The sequence below is a fragment of the Streptomyces sp. 4F14 genome, assembly GCF_048159485.1.
GTDB lineage: Bacteria > Actinomycetota > Actinomycetes > Streptomycetales > Streptomycetaceae > Streptomyces.
On sequence record NZ_JBLRVY010000007.1, the window covers coordinates 340,957 to 361,279 of the forward strand.

Sequence of the window (20,323 nt, forward strand, 5' to 3'; positions counted from 1 at the left end):
TCTGGAGGTCCGGGGTGCCGGTCGAGTTTCTGACGGATGAGCAAGCCGCGAAGTACGCGGTGTACGACGGGGCGCCGTCCCGTACGGAGTTGGAGCGGTTCTTCTTCCTGGACGACGCGGACCGGGCGTTGATCGAGCCGAAGCGGCGGGCCCACAACCGGCTCGGGTTCGCGGTGCAGATGACCACGGTGCGGTTCCTCGGGGTGTTCCTGGACGATCCGACGGACGTGCCGGCGGAGGTGGTCGACTACCTCGCTGGGCAGTTGGGTGTCGCGGACGCGTCGGCGTTGAAGGCGTACGGCGAGCGGGAGAACACCCGGCTCGATCACGTCCGTGAGCTGCGGCGGGTCCTGGAGTACACGGAGTTCGCCGAGTCGGAGGCGGAGCTTCGGGCGTGGGTGGATGCGCGGGCCTGGACGACCGGGGAGGGCCCGAAGGCGCTGTTCGACGCGGCGGCGGGGTGGCTGCGTGAGCGGCGCGTGCTGCTGCCCGGGGTGACGACGCTGGCCCGGCTGGTGGCCGCGGTGAGGGAGGCGGCGAACCAGCGGTTGTGGGACACCCTCTACGGGCTGCTGAGCACCGGTCAGCGGGCGGTGCTCGACTCCCTGCTGACGGTGCCGCCGGGCGCCCGGGTGTCGGAGCTGGACCGGCTGCGCCGGGGTCCGGTGCGGATTTCCGGGCCTCAGATGAAGTGGGCGCTGGAGCGAGCCGAGGAGATCGCGGCCTTCGGGATGGGCGAGGTGGATGTGTCCGCGATACCGCCACGGCGGCTGGCGGAGTTGTCGCGGTACGGGGTTGACGGCAAGGCGTCGCTGCTCAGGCGGCACGGGGATTCCCGGCGCCTGGCCACGCTGCTGGCCACCGCGGTCTATCTGACGTCCCGGGCGGTCGATGACGCCTTGGACCTGCTGGAGGTGCTGATCGCGACGAAGCTGTTGGCCAGGGCGGAGCGGGAGACGGTGAAGGAGAAGCTGAAGGCCCTGCCGCGGGTGGAGCGGGCGTCGGCGAAGCTGGCCGCCGCGTTCCAGATCGTGTTCGACACCACGAGCGAGCAAGTCGACACCGATACCGGGGAGATCAGCCCGCCGGAGGTGGAGACGCTGGAGGCGATGTGGGAGCGGATCGAGCAGGTGGTGCCCCGGCATGAGCTGGCGGCGGCGATCGCCGCGCTGTTCGAGCTGACTCCGCCGCTCGACTCGGACGCGGACGAGGCATGGCGGGCCCAGCTCGTCACCCGCTTCGGCACCGTACGGCCGTTCCTGAAGCTGCTGGTGACGGTGGTCGACTTCGACGCCACCCCGGAGGGCCTGCCGGTCCTCAAGGCGCTGAAGACGCTGCCCGACCTGATGGGCCGCAAGAAGGTGGGACCCGCCGAGATCGACACCGGCCTGGTCACCGGCTCGTGGCGGCGGTTGGTGCTGTCCGCGCCGCACCTGGAGCCGGGCACGGTGGACTGGAAGGCGTACGCCTTCTGCGTGTTGGAACAGGTCCACCGGATGCTGCGGAGCAAGCAGGTGTTCGCGAAGAACTCCTCCAAGTGGGGTGACCCGAGGGCGAAGCTGCTGGACGGGGAAGCGTGGGAGCAGGCCAAGCCGACCGTGCTCGCCTCGCTCAACCTGCCCGCCGGGGCGGGTGAGCACCTGGCGGCGCGGGCCGTGCTGCTGGACGGCACCTATCGCGAGGTCGCCGCGCGGGTGCCGGCGAACTCCCAGATCGTGTTCGATGACGACGGACGGCTGCACTTCGCCGCGCTGGAGCCGGAGCCTGAACCCGCCTCACTGCGCCAGCTGCGGGAGGCGGTGGAGGCGATGCTGCCCCGGGTCGACCTGCCGGAGGCCCTGCTGGAGGTGTTCTCCTGGACCGGCGCCGACCAGGCGTTCACCTCGGTCACCGGCGGCGAGGCTCGGCTGAAGGACCTGCACGTGACGATCGCCGCGCTGCTGGTCGCGCACAGTTGCAACGTCGGCTACACCCCGGTCATCGGGGCCGCGGACGCGCTGAAGTACGGGCGCCTGTCCCATGTCGACCAGACGTATCTGCGACTGGCGACGTACCGGGCCGCGAACGCCACGCTGATCGACTACCAGGCAGCCATCCCGCTCGCGCAGGCGTGGGGCGGCGGCCTGGTCGCCTCCGTGGACGGTATGCGGTTCGTCGTCCCCGTGCCGTCGGTGTACGCGCGGCCGAACCCGAAGTACTTCGGGCGCCGGGGCGGGGCGACCTGGCTGAACATGATCAACGACCAGGCCGCGGGGCTGGGCGGGAAGGTGGTGGCCGGCACCCCGCGCGACTCGCTGTACGTGCTGGACGTCCTCTACGACCGCGACGGCGGCAGGCGCCCGGAGATGATCGTCACGGACACCGCCTCATACAGCGACATTGTCTTCGGGCTGCTCACCTTGGCGGGGTTCGCGTATGCGCCGCAGCTCGCTGACCTGCCGGATCAGAAGATGTGGCGTATCAACCGCACGGCCGACTACGGCGCCTTCCAGGACGCGGCCCGCGGCCGGGTCGACCTCGCCAGGATCGAACGGCACTGGGAGGACATCCTGCGGATCATCGGCTCCATCCACACCGGCGCCGTGCGCGCGTACGACGTGATCCGGATGCTGTCCCGCGACGGCCGCCCCACCCCGCTCGGTGACGCGATCGCCCACTACGGGCGGATCTCCAAGACCCTGCACATCCTGCGTTTGGCCGACGAGCCCGGCTACCGGCGGCAGATCAAGAGCCAGGCCAACCTCCAGGAGGGCCGTCATTCCCTCGCCCGGAAGATCTTCCACGGCCGGTCCGGGCAGCTCTACCAGCGCTACCAGGACGGTATGGAAGACCAGATCGGCGCCCTGGGCCTGGTCCTCAACGCCCTGGTGCTGTTCAACACGCGGTACATGGACGCCGCAGTGACACAGCTGCGCGTGAACGGCTTCGATGTGCGTGACGAGGACGTGGCCCGGCTCTCGCCGTTCGTGCGGCACCACATCAACATGTTCGGCCGCTACTCGTTCCAGCTCCCCGACCTGTCTGGGGGCCTGCGGCCCCTGCGCGACAAGGACGCCACCGGCGAAGAGTGAAGACCTTGGCGGGGCCGCCGCTTCCTTGACCCTGTCCGCGCTGGCCAGAGCTGCGGGGGCAGGGTTCCCGAAGCCGTCTCACGAGCCGGGACGTCATGGTGGCTTCGTTGATGTCTCGGGACGGCGTGTGTCGACTGCATCCGGAGTCAGGTGATCACCCGAGTTTGGGATACCGAGGAGCAACGACGGCACTGGCGTGGTCGTGAAAGCGGGACGGCTGGCCGTCGAGGCAGGTAGCGGCAGAAGTCAGCCGGCCTTCGCAGGCTCCTCGGCGGCGGCGCAGGCTGCCAGCGTTGAGTCGCGGGACCCACTGAACGGATTCGCCCATGCCGTTCTCGTCAAGGCCCCGGAGGAGGGGCCGCAGAAGCGCGCAGTCCGTCGAGGGTGAAGGCCAGGGCCCTGCGCCAGGCACCGGGTACGGAGCGCGAGACGGCGGCGACGGACAGGAAGATGGACATCAGGTCCTCGACGAGGAAGTCATCCCGCAACTCGCCGGACTCATGGGCCTCCTTCACGAGCACCGCCCCATGCGCGAGGGCTTCCTCGCAGACGGCGCCGAGGCGGGGCGTGTCGTCGTAGCGCCGCGCGAACGCATCGCTGAGCGCGGCGTCCGTGGTCATCAGGAAACTGATCGCCTCGACATAGCCGTAGAACCGTTCCCATGCGCCTTCCCGCGCACCGGCCTCGTCGATCGCCCTGGAGAGTTTCGCAGCCGCCAGGTCGGGGGCTACGGCGTCGATGAGTGCCTCGCGGCTCCCGAAGCGGTGGTAGATCGTCCCCGGGCTCACACCTGCTCGGCGGGCGATCTCCTCCAGCGGGCAGTCCAGACCGCGTTCGGTGAACAGTTCCAGGGCGGCGGCGGTGATCTTCTCGATACTGCGCTGCGCATCACGCCGCAGGACCGGGCGCCCTGTCCCGTCGTTCGCCACCGCCACTCCCGCCTCCAAATTTGACACCTCCGTCAAGTTGGCCCCTATGGTACGGCGAAAGCAAATTTGAGGGCACCATCAAGTAATCGGACAGGGAGCATGTCATGCCCGAGAAGACCATCGCGATCTTCGGAGCAGGTACGGGACTCGGCGCGGCCACCGCTCGCCGCTTCGGCCGCGAGGGATACGCCGCCGCACTCGTCGCCCGCCGCAAGGAGCCGCTCGACGAGCTGGTGGCGGCGCTCGACAAGGAGGGGATCGAAGCCGCCGCCTTCCCCGCGGACCTCTCCGACTCGGCCGGGGTGCCCGCGCTGGTGGACCGGGTCTCCGGGCATTTCGGTCGCATCGACGTCATCGAGTACGCCCCGATCGGCGCGGCGAAGGACCTGTTCCTGCCCGCTGCCCAGGTCGCCGCCGACTTCCTGCGTCCGATCGCCGACCTCTACCTTCACACGCCCATCGAGATCGCCCGAGCAGTGGTTCCCCAGATGGTCGAGCGGGGCGAGGGCGGCCTCCTGTTCGGCCAGGGCATGTCCGCCCTCTCGGGCTACCCCGGCATGAGCGGCCTCGGAGCTGTCCTCGCGGCCACCCGCAACTGGTTCCAGTCCCTTCACGGCGAACTCGCCGACAAGGGCGTGTATGTCGGCGCCGTCACCGTTGCCGGGTTGGTCGAAGGCACGGCTGGCCACCAAGCGGCGTACGAGGCGGACCCCACCCTCGGCGGAATGCCCCTCATCCCGCCCGCCGAGCTGGCTGACCAGTACTGGGACATGTTCACCAAGCGCGATCGCTTGGAGCAGATCGTCCCAGCGCCCGCCGTATCCTGACGTTCCCGTCACCTTGCTTCGCGGTCCGCATGACCTGCCCGCTGCCGGGCACGCAATTCTGCCCGCAGACCGGGCAGTCCGTGGGCCCCGCGGCGACGGCCATGGCCCAGCGCCACCAGTCACACACAGAGCTGTGCACCGGCGTGCTCGTCTCCGTGCTCGGCGGCTGTGACGCTCCCGCAGGTGGAGCGTGGGGCTCGGACGGGGGCTGGACCTACAGCTTCGATGCCGTCCAGCTGGTGAGGAGTTGAAGGGCCTCGGCAGTGGAGGAGCCCGGTTCGACGTTGTACACGCACAGCGTCTGGTCGATATCGCCAAGGGGCTGGAAGGACTCGTAGGAGAAGTGGAGGTCGCCTACGAGGGGGTGATGGTAGGACTTGGTGCCGTGCGTGCGGCTCAGCACCCGGTGGTCGTTCCACCAGGTGGAGAACTCGGGTGATTTCAGGGTGAGTTCGCCGACGAGGTCGGCGAGCCGGCGGTCCCGGGGATGGCGGCCGGCCTCCAGGCGGAGAATGGCGACGGTCTCGGCCGCCACCTGCTCCCAGTCGGCTACCCGTTCGCGGGCCTCGGGGTCCAGCAGGTAGTAGCGGGCCAGGTTCCGTCGGGGCGCGGGCAGGGCGTCGAAGTCCGTCAGCACCTCGCGGGCGAGGCGATTGGAGGCCAGGACGTCGGCGCGGCGGCCGAGGACGAAGGCGGGCACGTGGTCGAGCGTCTGCAGCATCAGGTGCAGGCCGGGCCTGACCCGCTGCGGGCTGGTCGGAGTGCGGCGTGTGGTGGCGGGGCGGATCAGCAGGTTGGTGAGGTGCTCGCGCTCGGAGGGGTTGAGCTGAAGGGCCCGGGCGAGGCCCTCGACGACTTCGGGCGACGGGGAGCCTGCGCGGCCCTGTTCGAGGCGGGTGTAGTACTCGGTGCTGACGCCGGCCAGGCGGGCCACCTCGTCGCGGCGCAGCCCGGGCACCCGGCGGGTGCGTCCGTCGGCGGGCAGCCCGGCCCGGTCGGGGGTGATCCCGGCGCGCCGTGAGCGCAGGAAGGCGGCGATCTCGCTGCTTCGGTCCATGTCTCCAGTGTGGCCAGGCCGGGCGCGCCCGGGCTTCGGCTGGGTGGCCCTGCCAGTACCAGCCTCGCCAGGACCTGCCTGATGAGGGCCCGTTTTGGCGGCCCATGGGGGCCTGGCGGGTGGTGTCGTGGTTCAGGAGCTTGCGGCGACCGGCCGCGGCCACCTGTCACTTCACCCGCCTTCGGAAGGTGTGCACCATGACCACGCAGACTTCTGCCCGTCCCCTCACCGGCCGCGTCGCGGTCGTTACCGGAGCCTCCAGCGGCATGGGCGAGGCATCGGCCGAGCACCTGGCCGAGCTGGGCGCCCATGTCGTCGTGCTGGCGCGGCGTGCGGAGCGGCTGAGCGACCTGGTCGCCCGGATCGAGAAGAACGGCGGTCAGGCCCGGGCACTGGCCGCCGACGTCACCGACACGGTGGCGGTGCACTCGGCCGCCGACCGGGTGGCCGCTGAGCTGGGCGGTGCCGACCTGCTCTTCAACAATGCGGGCGTCATGCTCTTCAACCCGGCCGAGGCGCTGACGGAAGGCTCGTGGCAGAGCGAGATCGCCCTCAACGTCACGGGCCTGACGAACGTCATCGCCGCGTTCACGCCGCAGCTGGTGAACGCCGCCGCCGAGCGCGGAGTGGCTGACCTGATCAACACCTCGTCCATCGCGGCGCACTCCCTCCTGCCCGCCTTCGCCGTCTATGCCGGCACCAAGGCGTACGTCACCCACCTCTCCCACAACCTCAGGGCCGAACTGGGCGCGAAGAAGGTGCGAGTCTCGGTGATCGAGCCGGGTCTCGTCGACACCGAGCTGAAGAACCACGTCGCCGGCAGCGGCGGGCCCTCGTTCCCGGAGGGCTTCAAGGAGATGGTGCCGTGTCTCGAACCCCAGGACATCGCCCAGACCGTCGGGTTCCTCGCGAGCCTCCCGCCGCGGGTGAATCTTCCGCACATCACCGTCATGCCGACGGGCCAGCCCGCCTGACCGGGCGTTGTCGCAGGCCGCCGCTCACGCCGACGGGGCACGGCCCCCGAGTCGGATCAATCGGCCCCGATGACGCGCCGGCGGCACGGCGGTGATGTGCGGCAAAGCACTGCAGGACACGGTGCGACCGGGCCGGACGACGGGCCGGGCGGCGGCACCTTCCCCGTGGCGTCAGCGCCTGCCGTCGCCGGGCCCGAGCAGGCTGGTGACCTCGGCAATCGCCTCCGCCGAGGGATGGAAGTAGCGACGGACGTTCTCCGGCTTCCTGTGCCGGGACTTCGCCATGAGCATGGGCAGGCTGGCCCCGGCCTCGCCGAGGTGGGTGAGGCCGGAGTGCCGGTATTCGTGCAGGTCCCAACCCGCTCCCGGCACCCCGCCAACGGCCGTATGCGCATCAAGGAGGGCGCGGGCCTGCCCGTACGACAGGCGGACCAGCCCGGTGTCCGGACAGACGTCGCGCGGGCTGACGACCTTCCCGGGCCCTGGACGGCGGTGGGTGACGAACACAGGCCCGCGGGTACGGCGCTTGATCAGCCGGGGCAGCAGGCGCGCGGTACCCGCGTCCCAGTACACGGTTTCCAGCACGAAGTCCTCGCGCGGGGCGCCCCGGCGCCGGGTACGAGGCTGGGCGCCTTTGGCCTTCACCGGGGCCCGGCGCCCGGCCAGGTCCAGCTCCTCGATGTTGACGCCGAGGATCTCCTCCGACCGTGCGACGGTCTCGTACAGCATCCGCCACAGCGTCTTCTCCCGCAGATGGACGTCGCGGCGGGCGATCAGCCGGTCGATCGCCATCTTCGAGCGGGCCGGGGTCTGCGAGTCCGGCGGAGGCAGCCGCTTCGCCCACGCCGGCACCTGCGGGCCGTCGTAGCCGCGCTCGGCGCACCAGCCCAGCCAGGACAGCACCGCCGCCCGGCGGGCGTTCCAGGTGTTGACCGCCGCCTCGCCCCACAGCTGTTCAAGGGTGCCGCCGACTTCGTCGTCCGCCACGGTGGCGAGCGGCCGGGCCTCGCCGAGGCGCTCGGCGGTCTTGCCCACCCCGATGCCGTACGAGCGGAGGGTGTTGGCGTTTCCGAGCGAGTCGAGGAAAACGTCGGCCGCCGCGCGGACGGTCAACGCCTTCCCAGCGGGCAGTCGTACGACGGCGGGCACGGTCCCCTCCTTACCGCAGATAACAGGGTCGCTTCGCGCACGACCGCGCGGACGTCAGCGCAGGTCGTGATCAGCGATGCCACGGATAATAGGGCGTTATCTGCGGAACGACTTCAGACGGGTCGGGCCATCGGCGCCCCGTCAGCCGCCCACCAGGGCCGATCGAGGCTTAGCGCCGGTTTTCGTTCCGATGTTCCTCAACCCCCGAGTTCTACGGAGCCCCCGCCGTCGTCTCCCGCAAACGCAAGCAGGACCCCGGCCGACCTCTGGAACATTGGTGGATCACCGAGCCCGTCGCACAGGCGATCGTGGTCGCCGAGGAACTCTCCCGCCATCGCGATCTAGTCTTCGCCGACCCCGGGTTGCCCGGCGACATCGACGGCACCAAGACCTACGAGTTCAGTGTCAGCCGCAAGCTCATCGAGCGGTTCATCGAGCACGTCAACGACCACCACGGCCGCACCGGCCTGGATCCAATCCCGTCTCAGAAGATCGCCCCGCACATGTTCCGCAAGACGATGTCCATGTCGGTCGGCACCGAGCCCGGCGCCGAGATCGCCCTGGGACTACAGCCGAAGCACGCGGCCACCCGGGCCCTGGCCACCCGACACCCAGGGCTATGCCGCGTCCGACTCCTCCTGGGCCAGCCTGCTGGACACCGCGATCGAGGACGCCCGGTGCATGCGGCTGCGGGACCTCTACGACCAGCACCACGCAGGCGAAACGATCGGCTACGGCCCCGGTGTCGAGAAGCTGTGGGCACCTTCGACGCGGTCAGGGAGGCAGCTACGGAGGTGACCCGCACCGCGAAGACCGGCGGCAAGCGAATCGAATACGACCTCCTGCACAAAACCCGGGTCATCCTCCGATTCGGCAAGCTCAACCACTGCGCCTTCGACCAGAACAACCCCGACGGCGCGAAGTGCATTGAGGAGGCGATCCTTCCCGCCGGACACAGCGGGCCGCTGATCGACCGTTGTCAGCCCGGACGTTGTCACAACAGCGTCATCACCCCCGGCCACCTCATGATCTGGCGGAGTGAGGAGACCAGTCTCTTGACCTTGCTGGACACCCCCAAGATCGCCCCCTGCCGCCACGAACAGCTCGACCGTCAGCTACACGACGTCCGTTCAGTGATCCGGAGGGCCCAGAAGTGACCGTGACACCCACCGGCTGGACATCCACCGACCACGTCTCGGCCGAGACGTCGAGGTCCCTGCGAGCCGCGGTAGAGCGACTCCTCGCAGGCCGGCCCTCCCGCACCGACGGGCGGCTGACCAAGGAGAACCTCTACCGGGTAGCCGACGTCAGCCGAGCCACCATGAACCGGGCCCACGGCATCCTGGCCGAATGGGACCGCCACACAGCCGCCACCGGCGCACACCGGGGAAGCGCGGCGCGATGGCGAACTCAAGGAACTGCGCGCCGAGTTGAGGGCGATAAAAGGAGAGCGGACCCAGCTGCAAGGTCGAGTCGACGCCTCCGCCACGGTCATCGCGGCCCTGCACCACTGGACGGCGGGCCGTCGAGGTCCGACGCCAGGAGCTTGATGCGCAGTGTCGGGGAGCTGACGGAGCCGAATCCGCGCCATTCGGCTCCGGTGACCTCTGCGGTCTGGAGAACGAGTTCGGGACGTTCCACGGCCAGGTGGAGAGCGAACCGGACGTCGTAGTGCTGGTGCGGTGGCTCGTCCTTGTCCGGTCGGGCGTCGATGTTGTGGAAGGCGATGTCGATCGGAACGTTGAGTAACCGAGGGGTGAGGGACAGGGCGTCGGCCTTGATGCCGGTTTCCTCGCCGACCTCGCGTACGGCCGCGGCGAGCAGCGTGTGGTCGTGTGGTTCGGGATGGCCGCCTGGGACGAGCAGGAGACCGCTCGCCTTGTGGTGGATGTGCAGTACGCGTCGGTCCTGGTCGATGACCACGGCACTGCACGTGATGTGCGCTGGCATCGTCGTGCGGCTTGTCGGGTCTTCCACCGCTTCTTCGAGCAGTGTCAGCAACGGTGCTACGGAGGCGTGTTCGGCGGGGTGACGCGACAGGTACTGCTGGACGAGAGCGCGGATGTCTGATCGGGCGAGTGGCATGGCGGGACCTTTCGGCGGGCTGGGCTGGACCGGTACGGGTCAAGAGGGGGCAGTGGGGGTCATGGGTCGGCGGTGGTGTCCGGCGTGGGGTCGGCGTGTTCGGCGACGAGTTCGGCAATGCCGTCGATTGTGGCGAATCGGGGATCGAAGAGGTCGGTGTCGCTGATCGGGGTCCCGAGGTTCTCTTCGATGTGGACGCTCAGGGCGACCACGGTGAGGGAGTCGAGGTATCCGGTGTCGAACAGGTTCACCTGCCGGCTGAAGGAGGGGTCGTCCGCGGTCACTGCTGCTTCGCGCCGGATGAAGGCTTCGATGCTGGCTGCGGCGTCAGCTGGTGAGGGGGGCATGGTGGCCTTCCGCCGGGATGAGGGGTGTGGGGACGGGCTGGTGGACGCCTCCGCGGACGATGGAGTGCAGTTCCTGGGGCGATCGGATAAGGAGGGCTCGGCGGAAGCTGTCTTCGAGGTGCTGCTGGTCGATGCCGGCGTCCAGTAGTTGGGGCAGGACGCCCGTGTCGGTGTTCCGGTCCCCGATTTGTGCGCGGAGTTTGGGCCGTTGAAGGATGTGTTCCGGCAGGGTGCCACGTGCGAGTGCTGTCATGAGCCGGGGTTTGCTGACGGGGTGCGGAAGGGCGAGGAGCTGGCTGGCGGCCCAGCTGTAGGGCTGGACGACGGTCAGACCGTGGGCGGTGAACACTCCGACTTCGCGGTCGCCCGTCTGCAGGCCCCGGGTGAGGTGGACGCGCAGCCGGTCCGGGGGAAGGCGCGGAAGCCGGTAGTGGTCGGTGCCCCGGTGGGTCACGGGGGTGTAGTCGGCGAGGAACTCGTTCATCAGGTCGCCGGTGAGAACGAGCGCGCCTGCGGGGTGGTCGTTGGCGATGGCGGCGGCCAGGATTTCGTTGACGAGGGCGGCGTGGACATTGAAGTCGCGCCAGTCCTGCCCATGGACCAGGGCGGCGGGAATCGCGTCGAGCAGGTCCTGGCGGTCGGCACGCACCAGCCGGAAGGGGAGGCCGAGGTGGTCGGCGACGGCCTGGGCGGCGGTGGCGTCCTCGCTCAGCGGCTGGCCGTCGGGGCTGTAGGTGTACGCGGTGGCGTGGGGAAAGTACTGGCGTGTGTAGGAGGCGATGACGGAACTGTCGGCCCCTCCGGAGAGGCAGACGGCGACGGGAAGTCGGGGGCGGGCTGCGGCGAGGTGCCGCATGCCCTGGTCGAGGAGGGATGCGGTCTCGGCGGCGAGTTCGCCCGCCGCGCGGCCGGAGCCGGCACGTGTGGGCAACTCGGCGTAGCGGTGCACCGTGCCTGTGCGCTCCCGTGGGGCCAGTGTGACGATGCTGCCCGGGGGAATGGCGTAGATGCCGGTGAAGGCGGCCCCCGATCTGATGAGGTCGATGAGGTAGTTCGCGACGATGACGCCGGTGTCGGGGCGGAAGGCCGCGTACAGCTTGTTGAGGCCGAGAGGGTCACGCAGGGCGATCACCCGTTCTCCGTCGTGGCGGACGTCGCAGAAGCGCCCGAGGAGGCTGTTTGCCGTGTCCGGCGTCACGGCTGTGGAGTGTGCGCCCTGGGCCGGGTTCCAGCAGACATTCGTGAGGGGCAGGTGTGTTTCAAGCACGGGCGTACTCCTCGCAGATGATGGCGATGGCCTGGTCGAGGCCGGGCGCGCCGAGGTTGAGGGCGATGCGGAACCAGCCGTGCTCGTGGAAGAGCGACGAGGGCATCACCAGGACCCCGCGGTCGGCTAGACGTGCGACGAACTTCTGGTCGTCGGCGCAGGGACAGCGCGCGTAGAGGAACCGCGTGGCGTGGGTGTCGAGGACGGTGACGCCGGCCGCGCGCAGTTGCCGGCGTGTGTGACGCTGCAGGTCGGCGAGGCCACTGAGGTCGGGGACGGTCTCGCACAGGGCCGCCGCGAGCTGCTGGGTCAGGGCGGTCGGGGCGCAGTGCCCGCTGATCCGCATCTGCCGCAGGAGCGCTGTGGCGGTCTCGTGGCGGGGGGTGAGGCGGGGAGAGACGGCGAGGCAGCCGGTGCGCTGCCCCTGCATCTCCCATGCTTTGCCGAACGACCGCACCGTGAGGGTGTGGGTGTAGTACGCGGCCGGGGCAGGGCAGGGTGTGCAGTCCCAGCTCTGGTGGGCGTGGGCCTCGTCGGCGATCAGCAGGGGCGGCCCCGGCTGCGTGTGGCGTTCGAGAACGGCGGCCAGTTGCCGGAGTTCGGTGGGGTTGTGGGTCACCCCGGTGGGGCTGGACGGCTGGGAGATGATCACACCGCGGGTGCTGGGTGTCCACGCCGCGGCGACGGCGCCGGGGTCGAGGTGTTTGTCCGCCTTGCTGGGGACCAGGGTGTAGGGCAGGCCGAGATCTGCCAGGTACAGGGGGTAGTCCATCCAGCACGGGCTGAAGAGGATGATGTGGTCGCCGGGGGTGAACAGCGCGCGAAGGACGGTGTGGAGGGCGGCGGTGGCTCCCGGCGTCATGACGATGTCGTTGAAGGTGTAGGGCAGGGAGTGCTGCTTGGCGAGGGCGCCGGCCAGCCGGCGGCGTACGGGAGTGAACCCGCCGAAGGGGCTGTAGCGCAGGTCGGGGGGTCCCGCCTGGGCGGCGAGGGAGGCGAGCACCTCGTAGGGGCGGGGGTCGGCGAGGAACTGCGGGTTGGGGAAGGCCAGGTCGACGGCGTGACGGCCGAACCGGCGCAGGGTGTTCGCGTGGAGCCGGGTGAACTCCTCCAGGGGGACGAGGAGTTCACCGAAGGACGGGTTCACCGGCTGTCTCCCTCGTGGGTGAGTAGGGCACGGATGCGGGGGCGGTCGGGCTTTCCGTGAGGTGTGCGCGGGAGGTGGTCGAGGACGGAGATGCGGCGGGGGCGCATGTGCGGCGGCATTTCGGCGCTGCAGTACGCCCGTAGGGCGTCGAGGCTGAAGGTGGTGTCTTGGGGCTGGACGGCGAGGAGGAGACACGGCTGCGAGGCGTTGCCGGGATCGGGGACGAACACGGCGATGGCGGCTGCGGTCATCCCTGAGGCCGACACCTCCGTCTCCACTTCGGTGGGGGTGACACGGATTCCGTGGATCTTGGTGAGTTCGTCGCGGCGTCCCGTGATGTACAGGTCGCCGTCGGCGTCGGTGTAGCCGAGATCGCCGGAGTGCACGACGGTCTCGTGGAGCGGAGGGCGCAGTCCGGGACGGGGCCGGAAGACGCGGGCGGTGGCCTCGGGGTCGCGCCAGTACCCCAGCGCGACCGTCGGGCCGCGGTGTACGACCTCGCCGATCTCGCCGGGGGGACACGGGTGTCCGTCCTCGTCGAGGACATCGACCTGGCAGCCGGGGACCGCGCGGCCCACGGCTGTCGGCTTGTGCGGCAGCAGGTCCGGGGGGAGGTAGGTGGAGCGGAACGCCTCGGTGAGCCCGTACATCGCGAACACCGCCAGGTGGGGCTGGGCGGAGCGGATCGCGTCGACGGCGGTCGCCGTCAGGGCGCCGCCGGTGTTGGTGAGATAGCGCAGCGACGGGTACCGGGCGGTGACGAAGGGGGACCCTGGGTGCAGCAGGTCGTTCCAGAGGGTGGGTACGGCGGCCAGGCCGGTCACGCCGTGCGTGCGAAGGGTGCGGCAGATGTCCGGGGCGAAGGGGGAGCGTTGGATTACGACGGTGCCGCCCGCGTGGAAGGTGGCAAGGACCTGGTTCAGGCCGTAGTCGAAGGAGAACGGCATCAGGGCGAGGGTGCGGTCCTTCGGCGTCAGTCCCAGGTAGTCGGCGACGATCGAGGCGCCGGCGAGAAGGTTGTCGTGGCTGAGCATCACGCCTTTGGCCGTTCCGGTGGAGCCGGAGGTGTAGATCAGGCCGGCGAGATCCCGGCCGATGACGCGCGGCCGTACGGTCTGTCCGGTCTTCGGCGCGTCCGCGAGGGACGGGATCGTCAGGACGTGCTGCGGCGGCAGGCAGGTGCTCAGCCGTCCGGCCAGGCGGCCGGTGGTGAGGGCCAGTCCCGCCTCGGCGTGGCCGACGATGTGCGCGATCTGGCGGGTTCGGAGCTGGTCGTGGGCGATCACCGGGACGAGCCCGGCCAGGTGCGCGGCGAAGTACGCGGCGATCGTGTCGGCCGAGCGCGGCATGAGCAGCACGACCCGGGAACCCGCGGGGAGCAGGGCGTGCAGGTGGCGCGCCAGGTGGGACGCACGTGCGGCGAGTTCGCCGTGACTGACCGTGTGGGTGCCGTCGATGACGGCCGTCTCGTCCGGCCGGGTGCGGGCGTTGGCCAGGACGAGATCCCCGACGGTGTACATGGAGGGCCTCCTGAGGTCACCGGGGTAGGACGTCGCTGGTGGTGGCGGTCTCGTGCAGCCGCAGGTCACGCCAGCGTTCGCCGGGCGGTATGAGGCCGAGCGCGGCGAAGCGTGCCGTGTTGAAGCGGTAGAAGTTGTCGTAGGAGCCGGTGTGTGCCCCGTGGTGCTCGACGGCGGTGCGGATGAGGCGGGTGTCGGTGGTCTCCCAGCGGACGCTGGTGCAGCCGTGGCTGGCGGCGTGCGCGCGCACCGCGCCGAGCAGTCGGTCGGCGTGTCGGCCGTCTGCGAGGTGGAAGTCGACGACGTGGGTGACGTCGCGCAGGTGGAGCAGGACCGCGAGGCCCGCGGGCCGGCCCAGGCGGCGTATGCACAGGAACGTCGCCCGGGCGGCCGGATAGGCGGCGTGCCGCCAGCGGTGATAGGCGCCGTCACGGGCCAAGGTGAAGCCCGCCCTCCGGACGGACGCCGCGCACAGGTCTTCGCAGTCGGCCGGGAATCCGCTGCTCTCGGTCGTGCTCCACCGTGCCCCTCCGGCCGGGCGGAACGGGGCCGGGGCGGTGAGGACGAGCTGGGTGACCCGGACGCGGTGCCAGGACCGGAACGCGGTGTGGATCTCGGGGTTGGGCCGGTACACGCCGACGACGGGTTCCTGGTCGAGGAGCGCGCGCAGCAACAGTCCGGCGGCTGTGGCGTGGGCGTGGGGGAGTTTGCGCCAGCCGGACAGGTAGATGCCCGGTATCCGCTGCCCGTCCACGGCGAAGGGGGTGTGGAAGCGGTAGGCGATGGCCTCGGGGCGGCCGTCGGCCTCGACCGTGCAGTAGTCGCAGCGTGTGCCGCGGTAGGGGTTGGCCGTGAACTGGTGGGCGAAGTGGACCGGATCGCTGGCGTGGTCCTTGCCCTGGCGCAGCACCATTTCGAGGACGCCCGCTCGGCGGGCGCTGCTGCCTTCGGTGATCCGTACGGGCCGGTGGTGCGCCCGGGCGGGAACCTGCCAGATGGCCGCCCGGGTGGAGTTGCGGACGGCGGCGTCGACCTGTTTGGCGAATCCGTCGGCGTTCTCGTGCGCGTGCACCCGGACCAGGTGCAGGACCTGGTGCCGGTAGCGGCCGTGGACGTTCACCCCGCCGGAGCCGACCCAGAGGATTCCCTCGTAGCCCAGGGGAACGAGGGAATCCAGCAGGTCCAGGGCGAGTTCCTGGGTGAGGCGGCCGAAAGGGACGGTGAAGTACCGTGCCGCCGTTCCCGTCCGCCGGGTGAAGTGGGTGTGGGAGCGTTCGACCTCGGCGCGCACGGCGTCGGGGCCGAGGGCGGCGAGGTTGTCGTGCCGGTAGGTGTGATTGGCCACTGTGACCCGGGGATCGCGTGCGAGGCTGCGCAGCTGGGTCCAGGTGAGGTATCCGCGTTCGGCGAAGAAGGGCGCCGCCCGGTCGCGGACGGTCTCGTACAGGGGGTCGATCAGCTGGGTGCGCACGAGGTGGGGATCGAGGGCGGGGCTCTTGGTGAGGTGGTAGAAGGAGTTCTCCCGCCGGGCCGCTGCCGGGAGGAGGCCGGTGATGCGGCGGGCGATGTGGTCGGGGTCGGCGTACTTCTCGATGGCGTAGACCTTGTCGCGGGTGCCGAGGCCGTCGTCGGCGAGGACTCCCGCGGGGGAGAGGGTTACGGGCAGGTTCCGCGTGCGCAGCAGGTCGATGGCGGTGAGCGCGGAGACGGGGACGTCGTCGAAGCACAGGACGAAGTTGACGTCGGCCGGCGTGTCGGCGGCACGGGCCTGGTCGGGGGAGATGACCGCGCCGCGAGCGAGCATCCAGTCGAGCTGGCGGGTGAAGACGTGGTGCGGCACGGTGTGGAGCCGGTGGTAGGGGTTGGCGGGTTCCACGTCGCCGATCCGGTGGTAGTTGACGCCGATGATGACGGGCGCGGGCATGGCCGCTCCAGAAGAAGGGGGAGACGGCTGCCCGGCGGACTGCGCCGGGCAGTGGGGTCGGCTAGTTGGGGGTCGGCTAGTTGTGGGTGCGGCGCTGGTCGTTGCTGCGGACGACCTGGCCGAGGAGATCGGCCCGCGCGCCGGCCGCGCGGGCCGCGGCGATGATGGCGGTCAAGTCCTTGGGCAGGCACTTGCCGCCGAAGCCGGGGTCGGCCGCGAAGACCGCGGTGTGGGACGGCTCGACGCGCGGGTCCAGCAGCCATCCCTCCCGCACGGTGTGCCAGTCGGCGCCGAAGACCTGGGCGATGTCGCGGAACTCGTTGACGAAGGTGACCTTGGTGGCGAAGAACGCGTTCTCCATGTACTTGATGATCTCGGCCTCGGCCGCGGAGCACTGGAAGTAGGTCTTCGTCGGGCCGAGGATGGGCAGGAGCGCGTCGAGGAAGTAGCCGCGGATCGTCCGCTCACCGCCCAGGACGACGAACGGCATGGCCAGCGGGTCGTCGCAGACCGGGTTGAAGTAGGTGCTCTCCCCGACGTACTCGGGGCTGAAGCAGATCTCCTTGCCGGTGGCATGCGCGAGCTGCGCCGTGGTGCCGGGCGGGACCGTGGACTTCAGCAGGACCCGCTGTACGGGAAGCCGTTTGACGGCGTCGGCGACGTGGGACGCGTCGCACTCCCCGCCCGGGCCGGCCGGGGTGTTCACGCACACCACGGCGAAGTCGCACGCGTGCAGTGCCTGCTGGGGGTAGGGGGTGCCGTCCTTCTGGTCGTAGGTGACCAGGTCGGCGTGGTGTGCGAAGAGGGTGCGCATGGAGGCCCCGACGTGGCCCATGCCGATGATGCCGACCTTCATGTCAACCTCCGACAGCGGACGGGAGCGGGAACGCTTCGAGACGGCAGGCCACCGCGAGCGCCGTCAGGGCGTCCGCGGCCGGGGTGCGGGCGCCGTCGGCGCTGAAGCAAGCGCTGGTGTGCATGGGCGCGTATGTGTACCGCAGGGTGTCGACCTCCACGCCGTCGGCGGTGAGGCGGTGGGCCATGCGGGCCGCGTCCTCGGGAGTGCCGCACAGGGCGACCAGGCCGTACCCGCCGTGCTCGACGACGTCGGGGCTGTGCGGGGCTTCGTGCCAGGTGATGCCGGTGGTGTCGAACGCGCGGCGCGCGGCCGTGCGCAGCCGCGCGTGGCGGGCACGGAGTATGCCGGGGTCGTCCAGCTGGCTCAGGCACCAGGCCGCCCCCACGCCGTTGATCTTGAAGTTGGAGCCGAACCGGCTGCCGAAGGGGCCGGTGGGCTCGACCCGGGTGCCGTGGAACGCGGCCAGCTGGCCGAAGTTGCGTACCGCGAGGATCCTGTCGGCGAGTGCTTCGCTGCGGGTGAGGCAGGCGCCGCCCTCCCCGGCCTTGACCGGCTTGCGGCCGTGCAGGCTCAGACAGATCACGTCGGCCGTGTCCGCCAGACCCTGAGGCTCCAGCCGCAGCAACGGTGCCTGAGCGGCGTCGACGACCACCGGGATGCCGCGCTGGCGGAGGTCGGCCAGCACCTGGGGATCCTCGTCCCAGTACCCCCACATCGGAACCGGCACCACGGCGGCGAGCGGCCCTTCCCCGGTCGCCTCGCCCAGGGACTGCGCGGCCAGACCGAAGGACCCCGGGCTGCAGTCGATGAACACCGGCCGCGCACCGAGGGCCGTCACGGCCAAGCCGGTCATCGACGGCCCCAGAGCCGAGACACCGACCCGGGCGCCCGGACGGACCCCCACCGCGTACAGGGCGCTGATCAAGGCCGTGGTGCCGCTGGAGACGCACAGCGTGTACGCGGCGCCGACGAGGGCGCCCAGCCGTTCTTCGAGAGCGCGGACGGCTTCCGCGTTGCCCGTCCCGCCTGCGGCGATCGCGTCGTCGAGGTACGCGGCGGTCATGCCGTCCATGCCAGGCCCTCCACGGCCAGCAGGGTGTCGAACGCCTCGTAGACGGGCAGCAGGTCCTCCAGGCGCGCCAGCCGGTGTGCCGTCCCTCCGTGCAGGAGGTCGCGGAAGGCGGCCAGTTCGGGACCGTATCCGGCCTGCGCGTAACCGTCGGAGCCGGGGGAGCGGCGCCAGAGCACGCGGACGCCCGGGTACTCGGCGACCTGCGGGTCGCCGCCGCTGGGACGCAGCTGGAGTTCGGACAGGTCCCGCAGGTGGAACATGTCCCCGCGCGAGGTGGTGACGTGGACGGAGTGGTAGAAGGCGGCGGCACAGCTGCCGAACAGCACCTCCTGCCGCGTTCCCGTCCGGCGGTCGGTGGAGACCATGGAGCACAGCCGCCCCCGGTCCACCGAGATCATCTGTCCGGTGGTGCCGCTGGTGCCGGGCATCAGCATCTGGGCCAGGTCGATGGCGTGGATGCCCTGGGCGGCGAAGAGACTGGCTTCCAGGGAGAGCCCGGGGCTGAAGCTGGTCACGGGTTTACGGGCGACGTGTTCGACCCGCACGCAGGTGGCGGTGCCGTAGGTGCCGGATCCGAGGGCTTCGACGAGTTTGAGGACGCCTTCGGCCCATCGGTAGTTCATGCCGACGCAGCACACGCCGTCGGACTCCTGCGCGAGACCGACCAGGGAGCGCAGGCCGCTGAGGTCGGGGGCCGGCGGCTTCTCGACGAAGGTCTGGAGCCCGGCCTTGAGCGCCCAGGCGGTGTGCGCGGCCTGCTCGGTGACGGGAAGCGCGATGAGGGCGGTGTCGAAGGTGCTGCTGTCGACCTGGTCGGCCGTCGCGTACACCTGGGGGATCATCCATTGCGCGGCGAGCCGGCCGGCGCGCGCGGCGTCCTGGTCGACGAGGCCGGACAGCGGGATGCCGGCCGAGCAGGCGGCGGGCAGCAGGGTGTCGCCGCCGTGACTGCCCGCTCCTATGAGTAGTGAACGCATGACACTCCGTAAGTGATGGTGTGCATGGGCATGACAGGATGGTGTGGAGGTGGCCGTTCATGTGCTGTGACGGGGTGCGCGCGGGGGTGCGGGGACGGCCGGGGAAGGTGCCGGGGTCAGCTGTCGGTGTCGGGGAGGATCAGCTGCTGCACGGCGGGCCGGGGCGGCTGTTCGCGAAGACCGAGCGGGTCCGAGGGGCGTTGGCGCCGCCGTGAGGTCCACCAGGTTCCGACGGCGTCGGCCTGCCGGCGGTAGGCGTCCACGCCGTAGGCGTGGCCGAGGCGGGCGATCTCCTCGTTGAGTATCACGGCGAAGCCCTCGATGGCGGTGACCTCGGCGGGCCTCAGCGGCCTGATGCTGCGGTAGCCGGCCAGGAGGTCCGCGGCCCGTGCCTGCCGGTAGTGGGCCCGGCTGTCGCGGTGGACGAAGAAGCCGGTCGCCAGGAGCTTGGCGAGATCGAAGACCGGCGGGGCGTACATCAGTTTGTCGAAGTCGATGAAGCCGAACCCGCCGCCGCTGGTGCCGGCCACGACGTTGTCCCAGTGCATGTCCCCGTGGATGGGCTGGGGCCGTAGGGACGCCTGGTTGTGGGCCAGTTGCGGCAGGATGCGGTCCCGCCACAGGTGCCGGGCCACATACCAGGGCGGCAGGTCCTGGTCGGAGGCGGGGATCGGGCCGCGTTCGAAGGAGAGCCGGCGGTCGGTGAAGTCGCCGGTGCCGGGCCGGGCCAGACCGGTGTGGAGCCGGGCGAGGTCCTGGCCGAGGCCGTAGGGGTTGCCCCGGTCCGCGCCGCCCTTGCCGATCCACGTGCACACGTGCACGGTCCGCGGCCCGTCGGCGGTGGTGATCGTGCCGACGGCCAGGGTCCGAGGACACTCGGCATCCGTCACGCCGTCGACCAGGGCGGCGATCCGCCGGATGAGGGGCTCCGGTTTGGGTGTCAGCCGCACGGCGACGTCCGGCAGCGACGGCGACGGCGAGAGACCCCGCCACACCGCGGCCATCGTGCCGCCGGCCACTGGCTCGAAGCGGTGGCCCGACGGCTGCCAGGTCCGCCTCGCGCACGCCAGAGCGTCGCCCAGCAGCCGTTCGCTTTCCTCGGCCGACACAGTCGTTCA

Annotated in this window: 17 protein-coding genes; 4 read left to right on the forward strand and 13 right to left on the reverse strand. The window is 70.6% G+C overall.

Annotated elements, in window-relative coordinates; translation table 11 throughout:
* The first annotated feature begins 14 nt into the window (after nt 1-14).
* Nucleotides 15-3,071 (forward strand): Tn3 family transposase, encoded by a 3,057-nt coding sequence (locus ACLZOT_RS14965; RefSeq protein ID WP_416969346.1) that lies wholly within the window; start codon nt 15-17, stop codon nt 3,069-3,071.
* Between the two features lie 338 nt (nt 3,072-3,409).
* Here ACLZOT_RS14965 and ACLZOT_RS14970 read toward each other — a convergent pair whose 3' ends face one another.
* Nucleotides 3,410-4,027, reverse strand: coding sequence for a TetR/AcrR family transcriptional regulator (locus ACLZOT_RS14970; RefSeq protein WP_416969437.1), 618 nt, complete (start codon nt 4,025-4,027; stop codon nt 3,410-3,412).
* Between the two features lie 77 nt (nt 4,028-4,104).
* Here ACLZOT_RS14970 and ACLZOT_RS14975 point away from each other — a divergent pair, with 77 nt between their 5' ends.
* The gene (locus tag ACLZOT_RS14975) at nt 4,105-4,827 is read left to right on the forward strand and encodes an SDR family NAD(P)-dependent oxidoreductase (protein ID WP_416969347.1); all 723 of its coding nucleotides are present in this window, start codon (nt 4,105-4,107) and stop codon (nt 4,825-4,827) included.
* Nucleotides 4,828-5,041: 214 nt separating this feature from the next.
* Here the strand turns inward: ACLZOT_RS14975 and ACLZOT_RS14980 are convergent, their stop codons facing one another.
* Nucleotides 5,042-5,884, reverse strand: a complete 843-nt coding sequence (locus ACLZOT_RS14980; RefSeq protein ID WP_416969348.1) for a helix-turn-helix transcriptional regulator — start codon at nt 5,882-5,884, stop codon at nt 5,042-5,044.
* 197 nt (nt 5,885-6,081) lie between these two features.
* Between ACLZOT_RS14980 and ACLZOT_RS14985 the strand changes: the two genes are divergently transcribed.
* Complete coding sequence (locus ACLZOT_RS14985; protein WP_416969349.1) at nt 6,082-6,858, forward strand: SDR family oxidoreductase; 777 nt, start codon at nt 6,082-6,084, stop codon at nt 6,856-6,858.
* 171 nt (nt 6,859-7,029) lie between these two features.
* Here the strand turns inward: ACLZOT_RS14985 and ACLZOT_RS14990 are convergent, their stop codons facing one another.
* Complete coding sequence (locus ACLZOT_RS14990) at nt 7,030-8,007, reverse strand: tyrosine-type recombinase/integrase (protein ID WP_416969350.1); 978 nt, start codon at nt 8,005-8,007, stop codon at nt 7,030-7,032.
* Between the two features lie 308 nt (nt 8,008-8,315).
* On the opposite strand from ACLZOT_RS14990, the gene ACLZOT_RS14995 reads away from it, so the two are divergent.
* Complete coding sequence (locus ACLZOT_RS14995) at nt 8,316-9,164, forward strand: hypothetical protein (RefSeq protein ID WP_416969351.1); 849 nt, start codon at nt 8,316-8,318, stop codon at nt 9,162-9,164.
* A gap of 334 nt (nt 9,165-9,498) precedes the next feature.
* Here ACLZOT_RS14995 and ACLZOT_RS15000 read toward each other — a convergent pair whose 3' ends face one another.
* The 10 genes from ACLZOT_RS15000 to ACLZOT_RS15045 form a co-directional block, all read right to left on the reverse strand.
* Entirely contained in the window at nt 9,499-10,092 is a 594-nt protein-coding gene (locus ACLZOT_RS15000; RefSeq protein ID WP_416969352.1) for an NUDIX hydrolase, read from the reverse strand.
* A gap of 59 nt (nt 10,093-10,151) precedes the next feature.
* A complete protein-coding gene (locus ACLZOT_RS15005) occupies nt 10,152-10,376 on the reverse strand; it encodes an acyl carrier protein (protein WP_416969353.1) in 225 nt (74 codons plus the stop codon).
* A gap of 43 nt (nt 10,377-10,419) precedes the next feature.
* On the reverse strand, nt 10,420-11,706 hold the full coding sequence (locus ACLZOT_RS15010) for an asparagine synthase-related protein (protein WP_416969354.1): 1,287 nt from the start codon (nt 11,704-11,706) through the stop codon (nt 10,420-10,422).
* A complete protein-coding gene (locus ACLZOT_RS15015; RefSeq protein WP_416969355.1) occupies nt 11,699-12,853 on the reverse strand; it encodes an aminotransferase class I/II-fold pyridoxal phosphate-dependent enzyme in 1,155 nt (384 codons plus the stop codon). The genes ACLZOT_RS15010 and ACLZOT_RS15015 overlap by 8 nt, the downstream gene beginning before the upstream one ends.
* On the reverse strand, nt 12,850-14,373 hold the full coding sequence (locus ACLZOT_RS15020; RefSeq protein ID WP_416969356.1) for an AMP-binding protein: 1,524 nt from the start codon (nt 14,371-14,373) through the stop codon (nt 12,850-12,852). Before ACLZOT_RS15020 ends, ACLZOT_RS15015 begins: the two co-directional genes overlap by 4 nt.
* Before the next feature lie 16 nt (nt 14,374-14,389).
* Complete coding sequence (locus ACLZOT_RS15025) at nt 14,390-16,297, reverse strand: polysaccharide deacetylase family protein (protein ID WP_416969357.1); 1,908 nt, start codon at nt 16,295-16,297, stop codon at nt 14,390-14,392.
* A gap of 76 nt (nt 16,298-16,373) precedes the next feature.
* Nucleotides 16,374-17,153, reverse strand: a complete 780-nt coding sequence (locus ACLZOT_RS15030) for a hypothetical protein (RefSeq protein WP_416969358.1) — start codon at nt 17,151-17,153, stop codon at nt 16,374-16,376.
* Between the two features lies 1 nt (nt 17,154).
* Complete coding sequence (locus ACLZOT_RS15035) at nt 17,155-18,228, reverse strand: DegT/DnrJ/EryC1/StrS family aminotransferase (protein ID WP_416969359.1); 1,074 nt, start codon at nt 18,226-18,228, stop codon at nt 17,155-17,157.
* Entirely contained in the window at nt 18,216-19,205 is a 990-nt protein-coding gene (locus ACLZOT_RS15040) for a Gfo/Idh/MocA family protein (RefSeq protein WP_416969360.1), read from the reverse strand. Before ACLZOT_RS15040 ends, ACLZOT_RS15035 begins: the two co-directional genes overlap by 13 nt.
* Nucleotides 19,206-19,321: 116 nt before the next feature.
* Nucleotides 19,322-20,314 (reverse strand): phosphotransferase enzyme family protein, encoded by a 993-nt coding sequence (locus tag ACLZOT_RS15045; RefSeq protein WP_416969361.1) that lies wholly within the window; start codon nt 20,312-20,314, stop codon nt 19,322-19,324.
* Nucleotides 20,315-20,323 lie beyond the last annotated feature (9 nt).